The 10,003-nt window shown below is 39.5% G+C and carries 9 protein-coding genes; 2 read left to right on the top strand and 7 right to left on the bottom strand.

Annotated features, from left to right (window positions below; all coding sequences use genetic code 11):
* The 4 genes from ACOVO2_RS23260 to ACOVO2_RS23245 form a co-directional block, all read right to left on the bottom strand.
* Window positions 1-1,501, bottom strand: a 1,501-nt coding sequence (locus ACOVO2_RS23260; RefSeq protein WP_421772270.1) for a SusC/RagA family TonB-linked outer membrane protein, incomplete at its 3' end; no start/stop codon positions are given.
* A 480-nt stretch (window positions 1,502-1,981) separates the two neighbouring features.
* Window positions 1,982-3,145 carry an aldose epimerase family protein gene (locus ACOVO2_RS23255; protein WP_421772269.1) on the bottom strand — a complete coding sequence of 388 codons (1,164 nt, stop codon included), beginning with the start codon at window positions 3,143-3,145 and terminating at the stop codon, window positions 1,982-1,984.
* A 59-nt stretch (window positions 3,146-3,204) separates the two neighbouring features.
* Window positions 3,205-3,861 carry a fructose-6-phosphate aldolase gene (gene fsa, locus ACOVO2_RS23250; protein WP_421772268.1) on the bottom strand — a complete coding sequence of 219 codons (657 nt, stop codon included), beginning with the start codon at window positions 3,859-3,861 and terminating at the stop codon, window positions 3,205-3,207.
* Window positions 3,862-3,895: 34 nt separating this feature from the next.
* Window positions 3,896-4,600: an L-ribulose-5-phosphate 4-epimerase gene (locus ACOVO2_RS23245; protein WP_421772267.1), complete on the bottom strand. Its 705-nt coding sequence runs from the start codon at window positions 4,598-4,600 to the stop codon at window positions 3,896-3,898.
* 56 nt (window positions 4,601-4,656) lie between these two features.
* On the opposite strand from ACOVO2_RS23245, the gene ACOVO2_RS23240 reads away from it, so the two are divergent.
* Entirely contained in the window at window positions 4,657-5,823 is a 1,167-nt protein-coding gene (locus tag ACOVO2_RS23240) for an ATP-binding protein (RefSeq protein WP_421772266.1), read from the top strand.
* 37 nt (window positions 5,824-5,860) lie between these two features.
* Here the strand turns inward: ACOVO2_RS23240 and ACOVO2_RS23235 are convergent, their stop codons facing one another.
* Window positions 5,861-6,328, bottom strand: a complete 468-nt coding sequence (locus ACOVO2_RS23235) for a methylglyoxal synthase (RefSeq protein WP_421772265.1) — start codon at window positions 6,326-6,328, stop codon at window positions 5,861-5,863.
* 56 nt (window positions 6,329-6,384) lie between these two features.
* Window positions 6,385-7,875 (bottom strand): L-arabinose isomerase, encoded by a 1,491-nt coding sequence (gene araA, locus ACOVO2_RS23230; protein WP_421772264.1) that lies wholly within the window; start codon window positions 7,873-7,875, stop codon window positions 6,385-6,387.
* Between the two features lie 47 nt (window positions 7,876-7,922).
* Here araA and ACOVO2_RS23225 point away from each other — a divergent pair, with 47 nt between their 5' ends.
* Complete coding sequence (locus ACOVO2_RS23225) at window positions 7,923-8,135, top strand: hypothetical protein (protein WP_421772263.1); 213 nt, start codon at window positions 7,923-7,925, stop codon at window positions 8,133-8,135.
* Window positions 8,136-8,312: 177 nt separating this feature from the next.
* Here ACOVO2_RS23225 and ACOVO2_RS23220 read toward each other — a convergent pair whose 3' ends face one another.
* Window positions 8,313-9,947, bottom strand: a complete 1,635-nt coding sequence (locus ACOVO2_RS23220; protein ID WP_421772262.1) for a ribulokinase — start codon at window positions 9,945-9,947, stop codon at window positions 8,313-8,315.
* Window positions 9,948-10,003 lie beyond the last annotated feature (56 nt).

The following is a 10,003-nucleotide window of genomic DNA, read 5'->3' as shown; positions in this document are numbered from 1 at the left end:
GGTTCGATTCTACGAATGTATTATCCAGCGAAACTGTTCCAGCAACTCTTAAACCCTTCACGAGGCGGTCTAAATCTTGCTCCAATGTGAAGTCAGTTGTAATACGAGCAGTGGTTTGGTACTGAATACCGCCAATAGCAAGGCTCAAAGCAGAGTTTTCGGCTCTTGCTTGGTTGGGTGCATAAAAACCCCACGAACCATCCGAGTATTTAGGTAAGAATAAGTCTGGTGCAGCACTATAGGCATCAATCCATGGGCCATACTGGCTACCTGTGAAGCCCCAAGGACTTTTTCTAACCGCATACGAACCCGATAAATTGGTTTTAAATAAAGTGCTTTTCGAAAGTTGGAAGTCTAAATTACTACGAACATTAAGTCGATTGAAGCCAAAACCTTGTTCGTAGCCACGTTTATTGTCATAGATTTTAAATAAGTCTGCTTCTTGCAAGAAATCGGCACTGGTGAAGTATTTCACCAGATTTGTTCCACCGCTGATATTCAAGTTTGCATTGTTTGAAATAGCATAAGGCTTAAACAAAGCTTCTTCCCAGTCGACATTCGGATAACGCTCAGCTTCTGCTAAGTTTGCAGGAAAGCGATATTTATTGATGATAGCTTGCGGCGTAATATTTCTCCAGCCTTCTGGTCGAGCAGCTAATTCATATTCAATAGCTTCATTTCTGATGCTCAGGGCATCAAAAGAATCATATTTTTGTGGGAGCTTCGATGGTGCTTTCACAATCGTGTTAACGGTAGCTCTGATAGAAGCTTTGCCTGTTTGTCCACGCTTGGTCGTAACTAAAATTACACCGTTTGCCCCTCTCGAACCAAAAACCGCCGTTGCCGAAGCATCTTTCAAAACTGTAATGGTTTCTACCGAACTAATATCCACACTATTCATCGGACGCTCCACTCCATCAACCAAAATCAATGGCTCTGAATTATTCCATGAACTACGACCACGAATCAAAATCTGTGGGTCTTCCGCTCCTGGAAGTCCAGTACTGGCATTGGTAATCAAACCCGGTACATTACCAGTCAGAGCCGCACCAATACTCGAAACCCCACCCGCTCTTTCAAGTTCTTTATTGGTAGTTTGAGTTACCGATGCAACAACCCCTTCTTTTTTCTGTCGTCCGTAACCCACAACCACAACTTCCGATAATTCCGATAGAATTTCTTCTAAGTTAACGTTAATAATTTTCTCATTACCAACCACCACTTCCTTGGCTTTGTATCCGACCGAACTAAAGACTAAAACCTGCTTTGGAGTACAAGTAATTGTGTACTCTCCGTTCGCTCCCGAATTCACTCCACGGGTTGTTCCTTTAATCGTAACTGTTGCCCCAGGAATCGTCTCGCCTGTGGTAGATTTTACTGTTCCTTTGACAGTCTGAGCTTTCACCGAAAAGCTCGCAAATGCCATTAAGAGTAAAATCCCTCCCACAACTAAATACAACTTTTTCCGAGAAATTGAAATGTACAAGTCAATTTGTTTCATAGTTAATAAATATGAATCATTTAATAAATAATATAAAATTACTTCTGCAAAGTAAGGAACAGACACAAAAATAGAGTAGCACAATTCACTAAATAAGCACTACAAATGTTCAGTATTCTTAAAAAGTGTCAATTTTACACGATTATTGTTCAATTTTTTTGTGCTAACTAAGGAAATGTAGGGTTTTACAGGCCTATATGTAGAATTTATAGCATTTTTAGGACAAGAACTTAAATATATATACGTATTTAGTTATTATTTCACAGAAACCATGGGTGTTCAGTGTAATATTTAATTAGTACAAAAGTTTTGTGTACTTGTAAACTTTTTAGTTTTTTAAAATCGAAGCAAGCGAAAAAGTGAAGACTATGTATGAGTTTTTCTCGTCCGTAAAACAGCCATTCATTATTGGCTATAAAACAAAAATGCCATAAAATCTTTAGTTAGATTTTATGGCATTTGAACGAATTGTGTCTGTTTTTACTTCACCGAAAACTTGTAGACAGTTGTCGATTTATAAGTTTCACCAGGCTTCAAAACTGTACTTGGGAAGTTTGGTTTGTTGGGTGAGTCAGGATAATGTTGGGTTTCTAAACAAAATCCTGAACGGAATTTTGCAGGAATTCCACCTTTCACAATGGCCGAACCATCTAAGAAATTACCCGAATAAAACTGAATGGCAGGCTCGGTCGTGAAGACTTCCATCACACGGCCCGATGTTGCTTCGTAAACTGAGGCTACATTTTTCAATTTATTGCTGGCATCGGTAAACACCCAGCAATGGTCGTATCCTTTTCCGTATTTAATTTGAGCATCATTGGCATCGTTGATTCGTTCACCGATTTTATGAGGCTTCAAAAAATCGAATGGAGTTCCTGCCACGGCCGTCAGTTCGCCCGTAGGAATGAGCGTGGCGTCAACTGGTACTAATTTATCAGCAGCCAATGTAAGTTCATGGTCGAGAATATCTTTGCTGGCATCAGCCGAAAGATTGAAATATGTATGATTCGTCAGATTCACAACCGTTGTTTTATCGGTGGTTGCTTTATAATCAATCTTTAATGAATTATCATTTTGAAGCGTATAAATTACTTCAACGTCTAATTTTCCTGGATAACCTTCTTCGCCATCGGCCGCTGTATAGTTGAGTTTCAGTTGTGGTTCGGTAGCATCAATTGGCGATGCTACCCAAAGCACTTTATCAAATCCTTTTCTTCCACCATGAAGAGCATTCGGTCTATTATTGGTAGCCAACGTGTATTCTTTGCCTTCGAGCGTAAATTTGCCTTTGGCAATTCGATTACCGAATCGTCCAATCAATGCACCAAAATACGGCACACCTTTGAGGTAGCCTTTCAGTGAATCGCAAGCGAGGGTAACGTTTGCATATTTACCATTTTTATCGGGTGCGGTTAAGTTTGTGATGATTCCTCCGTAATTGGTGATTTGTACTTCCATGCCGTTGGCATTACGAAGCGTAAAAAGATCAACATTTGAACCATTAGGCAGTGTTCCAAAAGCTAATTTTTCGATTTTATTCACTTTTGTTGTATTATTTTTCTGAGGTTTTGAGGAAGACTGGGCAAATCCGACTTGCAAAAGGCCAATGCCGAGAAGCACTAACCCAAGGGTTTGTAGTTTCATAATTTGTTCGATTGAATAGATTTTATGACAAACAAAAAAAGTTGATAGGCGGGTGCCTATCAACCATTTACTTTTTTATAATCGGCCAAAAACTTCTCTAAACCAGAGTCGGTAAGTGGGTGTTTCAATAATGCCGTAATGGCACTCAGTGGGCCAGTCATTACATCAGAACCAATTTCGGCACACTTGATGATATGCATAGGATGACGAACAGAGGCAGCCAAAATTTGTGTGGTAAAACCATAATTATCATAAATCAAACGAATTTGGGCAATTAGGTCTAAACCATCCACCGAAATATCATCTAATCTACCCACAAATGGCGATACATAAGTTGCACCAGCCTTGGCAGCCAAAAGTGCCTGACCAGCCGAGAATACCAAGGTGCAGTTTGTACGAATACCTTTGTCAGTAAAATATTTGATAGCCTTGATGCCATCTTTAATCATTGGTACTTTTACGATAATATTTGGGTGAAGTGAAGCTAAATGCTCACCTTCTTTGATGATTCCCTCGTAGTCAGTTGAAATTACTTCGGCTGAAATTGGTCCATCAACGATTTCACAAATGGCTTTGTAGTGATTCAAAATATTTTCTTGTCCAGAAATACCTTCTTTTGCCATCAATGATGGATTGGTAGTTACGCCATCTAAAACCCCTAAGTCGTTTGCTTCTTTGATTTCGGCCAGATTGGCGGTATCAATAAAAAATTTCATTTGTTTTTAAGATTTATGTTTGTAGTAAATTTGTTTAACAACCTTGTCCGTAATAGGCATTTTTGCCGTGTTTACGCTCGTAATGTTTCATGCGTAAAGTATCTTTTATTCTTGGTGTATTGGGGTTTATTTGCAATGTAAGCATGGCCATTCGAGCAACTTCCTCCAAAACTGCCGCATTATAAACCGATTTTTCGGCATTTTTTCCCCAAGTAAACGGCCCGTGATTTTGGAGCAAAACCATTTCTACTTCCTTGTGCGAAAGTTTCTTTTCTGCAAAACAATCAAAAATCTGATTACCCGTTTCAAACTCATAATCACCCTGAATCATTTCATCGGTCAGCACTGCCGCACACGGAATATCATGATGCGTATGGTCGGCATGAGTTGTGCCAAAAATCGGAATATCCATTCCTGCTTGAGCCCAAGCAACCGCATAAGTACTGTGTGTGTGCGTAATTCCTCCAATGTCTTCCCAATTTTTGTATAATTGAGCGTGTGTTTTTGTATCAGACGACGGCCGCATTTTCCCTTCCACGACTTTCGCATCATAATCCATTATCACAATATCTTCGGCTTTGAGCAATTCATACGGAACACCACTTGGTTTGATAGCAAAAACTGCTTTTTCTCTATCGACGGCACTTACATTACCGAATGTAAAAAGTACTAAGCCCAGTTTCGGCAGCATCATATTTGCCTCGAAACACTCTTCTTTTAAAGATTTATATTCGCTCATTTTTTTAAGGCTGTATTTTTATGTAATTTTGCAATTCAATTTAAAATTTACATAAAATGTTTATTCCAAGAAATATAGAATCCTCGATTTTAAACTTAATTTCAAAGTTTCCAATCATTTCGCTGACTGGTCCGAGGCAATCTGGTAAGACTACATTATTGAAAAATATGTTTCCAAATTATCAATATGTTTCATTAGACTATATTGATAATCGAGAATTTGCGATTAATGACCCACGTGGTTTTCTTGAAAAATATGATAAATATGTAATTATCGATGAAGCCCAAAGAGTACCACAAATTTTTAATTACCTGCAAGGAAAAGTAGATAACGACCAAATAATGGGGCAATATATTCTTTCGGGTTCACAGAATTTTCTATTGTTACAAAGTATCACACAAAGCTTGGCTGGGCGTGTAGCTATTTTAAGGCTATTACCTTTCGATTTTTCGGAATTGAATGCCCAACAACTTCTCGAAAATAATTACCTAACTCATTGTTTTAAAGGCTTTTATCCAAGTATTTATGATAGAAAAATCGACTCTCCATTTTTTTACGATAGCTATATAGAAAGTTATGTTGAGCGTGACATTCGGACCATTATCAATGTAAAAGACCTTTCACTATTTCGGTTATTTCTGAAATTATGTGCGGGAAGGGCTGGGCAGTTACTCAATCTAAATGCAGTCGCAAACGAATGTGGTATTTCGTCGAATACCGCTCGTTCGTGGTTAAGTATTTTAGAAACCTCCTACATCGTATTTGTTTTGCCTCCTTATTTCCAGAATATCAACAAACGCCTTATTAAAGCTCCAAAATTGTATTTTTGGGATACAGGTTTGCTTTCATTTCTTTTAGATATCAAACATTCTGACCAATTAGAAAGCCATTATTTAAGAGGTAATATTTTTGAAAATTTGGTTATTGCCGAAATGTTCAAAACAAATTATCATCGCCTTCAACAACGAAACTTCTATTTTTACCGAGATTCTAATCAGAACGAAATAGATTTGATGATACAAAATGCCGCAAAATTCGACCTTGTTGAGATTAAATCAAGCAAAACAATCAATACCGAATTTTTCAAAGGAATCCAGTATTTTGAGAAACATATGCCTAATCTTATCCAGAATAAATATTTGATTTTTGGAGGTGATGACTCTTACAAACGTCAAGAAGTCAACGTTTTAGGGTGGAAATCAAGCTCCAAAATCTTGGAATAACATTTCAAAGAACTTCATCGACAAAAAAGAATTCTGCCTATATTTTAATTTTCCTTTTCGTATAATTTGTGTAATCAGGCACGGCCGTTTCGTATTCTTTGTGCATCAATGCCGATGTTACGATATAATCGGCGGTGGCACGGTCGCAAGCCATCGGAATATTCCAAACCACACACAAGCGTAAAAGTGCCTTTATGTCGGGGTCGTGCGGTTGGGCTTCCATGGGGTCCCAAAAGAAAAAAAGTATGTCAATTTTTCCTTCGGCAATTAAGGCTCCAATTTGCTGGTCGCCACCGAGTGGGCCGCTCAACAATCTTACCACCGAAATATCAAGGGCTTCTTCGAGTAGCCTTCCAGTTGTGCCTGTGGCAAATAATTGATGTTTCGATAAAACGGCTTTGTTATAAATTGCCCAATCAATCAAATCATCTTTTTTATTGTCATGTGCCACTAAAGCAATGCGTTTTCTTGCTGAAACTATCTTCGTACTGAATGAATCTGCCATAGGTTTTAATTGAAAGAAATGAATTTAAGGTTCTGATTTTGTCCTAAATTACCAAATTATTTGTAGGCAACTTCATTAAATCTCAATTCATTTTTCAATCCTCTTATGGTTGTGTCTTTATCAATCACTACCAACTCGACATCGAGCATTTCGGCCAAATCTTCGATGTATTCGGTAGTTAGGTTTTGGCTGTAAACCGTATGGTGGGCTCCACCTGCCAAAATCCATGCTTGCAAGCCAACTTCCATGCTTGGTTGTGGCTTCCATAAGGCACGAGCCGTTGGCAGTTTCGGGAAAGATTCAGTTACTTCCACCGCTTCTACTTCATTGACAATCAGGCGAAAACGGTTTCCTAAATCGACCAACGAAACATTCAGAGCAGGGCCAGCAGCAGCATTAAACACTAAACGAACAGGGTCTTCCTTGCCACCAATTCCGAGTGGATGTACTTCACATTTTACTTTTTGAGCAGCAATCGTCGGACAAATTTCGAGCATGTGCGAACCCAAAACCATCGAATTGGCTGGATCAAAATGGTAAGTATAATCTTCCATGAACGAGTTTCCACCTTTCATTCCACTTGCCATTACTTTCATGATATGCACCATGGCCGAAGTTTTCCAGTCGCCTTCACCACCGTAGCCGTAGCCTGCCGCCATCATGCGTTGCGAGCCGATTCCAGGAAGCTGACGCATTCCGTGAAGGTCTTCAAATGTATTGGTGTAGGCGGAATAACCGCCATCTTCTAAGAAGGCTTTCAAGCCCAATTCGATGCGTGCCGCTTCATAAAGTGAACTGCGACGGTCGCCACCTTTGCTCAATGATGGCATCAAATCATAGGTATCTTCGTACTCTTGAATCAGTTTTCCAATTTCAGCATCCGAAATTTGATTGATTACTTGTACCAAATCTCCTACGGCGTGCGTATTTACCGAAAAACCGAACTTCATTTCTGCCGAAACTTTATCGCCATCCGTTACGGCAACTTGACGCATATTATCGCCAAAACGAACCACTTTCATGGTTTGCATTTTATATTTTGCCACCGAAACACGAGCCCAAGTATTAATTTTTTCGAGAACCGAAGCTGCTTGCCAATGCCCAACCACAACCTTGCGATTCAATCGCATTTTGGTCATGATATGCCCAAACTCACGGTCGCCGTGGGCCGATTGATTCAGATTCATAAAATCCATATCAATCTCGTTGTAAGGAATATCACGGTTAAATTGCGTATGAAGATGCAACAAAGGAATTTGCAAAGCCGTGAGTCCACGAACCCACATTTTGGCAGGAGAAAACGTGTGCATCCAAGTAATAATACCCACGCAATTAGGAGCCACATTGGCTTCTCGGCAAATTTGAAGAATTTCGTCAGGTGTTTTCACAACTGGTTTGAAAACTACCTTTACTGGTATTTCTGGCGAATTATTGAAAGAATCGGCTATAACTTTTGAGTGTTCATCAACCTGACGGAGTGTTTCTTCTCCGTATAAATGTTGGCTACCTGTTACAAACCAAACTTCATAAGATTTTAAATCAAGCATTGTTTTCTATAAATATTATTTATTATTTTTGTTAAAACATCAATTTTATGTTACACCAACAAGCATATTTCTCGAATCTTCAACAAGAGTTGCTTAGGCTTTTTTCGCATCAAGTGGCAGAAGAAGACCTCATTCAGATTAAAGATTTACTGGGTAACTATTTTGCCAAACGTCTTTCTTCAATGGCAGACGATGCTTGGAAAGCAAATCAATGGACTGACCAAGACATGGACGATATTTTAAATGACCCGAATCAATAGGCTATGAATATTGTCTTGGACACCAACGTTTTGCTTGTTTCTCTTCCTCAGTCTTCAAAATATCATCCGATTTTCAGGCTCTGCTCAATAAAAAGTTTAATTCTATTATTTTGCTGTCAGTGTCTCTGCTGATGACACAGAAATAGGAAAATTGTCAGTGAGGACACTGACAATGGCTTATATATTTTCGGTGTATTTCCCCAAATTTTGGTATTTATCATACAACTTTTGATAAACTTCCACATACTCAGTACGTGGTTCGTATCGAGCATCGAAACCCGAACCCATTGCTTTTTGAGCATCTTGCAGGTTAGTGTAAACTCCTGCCGCCACCGAAGCATTCATAGCTGCTCCTAAGGCACAAGCTTGGTCGGAACTGGCTACTTTTATTGGCATATTCAGCACATCCGAGAGTGTTTGCATTACAAAAGGTGATTTTTTTGCAACTCCTCCAATAGCAATTACTTGCTTAATCGGCACTCCTTCACTGATAAATCTATCCACGATGGCTTTCGAACCAAAAGCCGTTGCTTCTACAATCATTTTGAATATTTTGACGGCATCGGTTCCTAAATTCAAGCCCATAAATGCAGCTTTTAATTCATGATTAGCATCAGGAGTACGTCGTCCGTTAATCCAATCGGTTGCTACTGGGTCATTTTCTGAAATGGGTAGGAGCGAAGCTTTTTCTGATAAATAAGGGATTAGTTTTTGAGCTAATTCTTCGGCTGCTTTTTCGCCCAAAAGTTCACGCACTGGCTCGGTAATTACTCGCTGAAACCAAGCATAATAATCGCCGTAGGCTGATTGCCCCGCTTCCATTCCGAGCATATTCGGAATGATAGAACCATCGACCTGCCCACAAATTCCTTTGATGAGTAAATGACCAATTTCTTCGTTGGGAGCAATGAGCATATCACAGGTTGAAGTACCCATCACTCGCACAAAATCATAAGGTTCGATTTCAGCACCGACTGCCCCCATGTGGCAATCAAAAGCACCAACACCAATCGACACATTTGCTGAAAGACCTAATTTTGAAGCCCATTCGGCTGAAATTTTGCCCATAGATTCATCAGAAGTGTAAGTATTTCTGAAAAGTCGCTCACGTAGGCCTGACAAAAGTGGGTCGAGTTTGGTAAGAAATTCTTCCGACGGAAGTCCTTGAAATTCTTCATGCCACATGGCTTTGTGACCTGCCGCACAACGGGAGCGTTTCATCGTAAGTGGATTGGTTTCGCCAGTCAAAACCGCCGAAATCCAGTCGCAATGCTCAACCCACGAAAAGGCTTTCTCACGAATACTTTCATCAACTCGGAGAGTTCTGAGAATCTTTGCCCAAAACCATTCAGAAGAATAGATTCCACCCACATATTTTGTAAAATCAACATTCCAATGATGAGCCAATTGATTTATTTCTTCGGCTTCGGCATTAGCAGTGTGGTCTTTCCAAAGAATAAACATACCGTTGGGGTTCTCGGAGAATTCAGGAAGCATCGCCAAGGGAGTTCCGTTTTCATCGACTGCCACAGGCGTTGAGCCAGTTGTATCAATCGAAATACCTACAATATTTTGTTTTATTTCTTCCGAAAGTCCATCCAAAGCACCTTTGATGGCACTTTCGAGTCCTTCGATGTAATCAAGTGGGTGCTGTCTGAATTGAGAAATCGACGGATTGCAATAAAGACCTTTTTTCCATCGCTCATAATAATGCACGGCCGTTCCGATGCTTTCACCTGTTTGGGTATTCACTACCAATGCTCTTACAGAATCGGTTCCGTAATCAACTCCTATTGTGTATGTACTCTTCATTTTATGTGTATTTTTGACACAATTTATTTATAGCAAAAAAATCATTCGTAATGATA

The sequence above is a fragment of the Emticicia sp. genome (genome assembly GCF_049241225.1).
Lineage (GTDB): Bacteria > Bacteroidota > Bacteroidia > Cytophagales > Spirosomataceae > Emticicia.
This window is presented reverse-complemented; position numbering and strand designations above follow the sequence as displayed.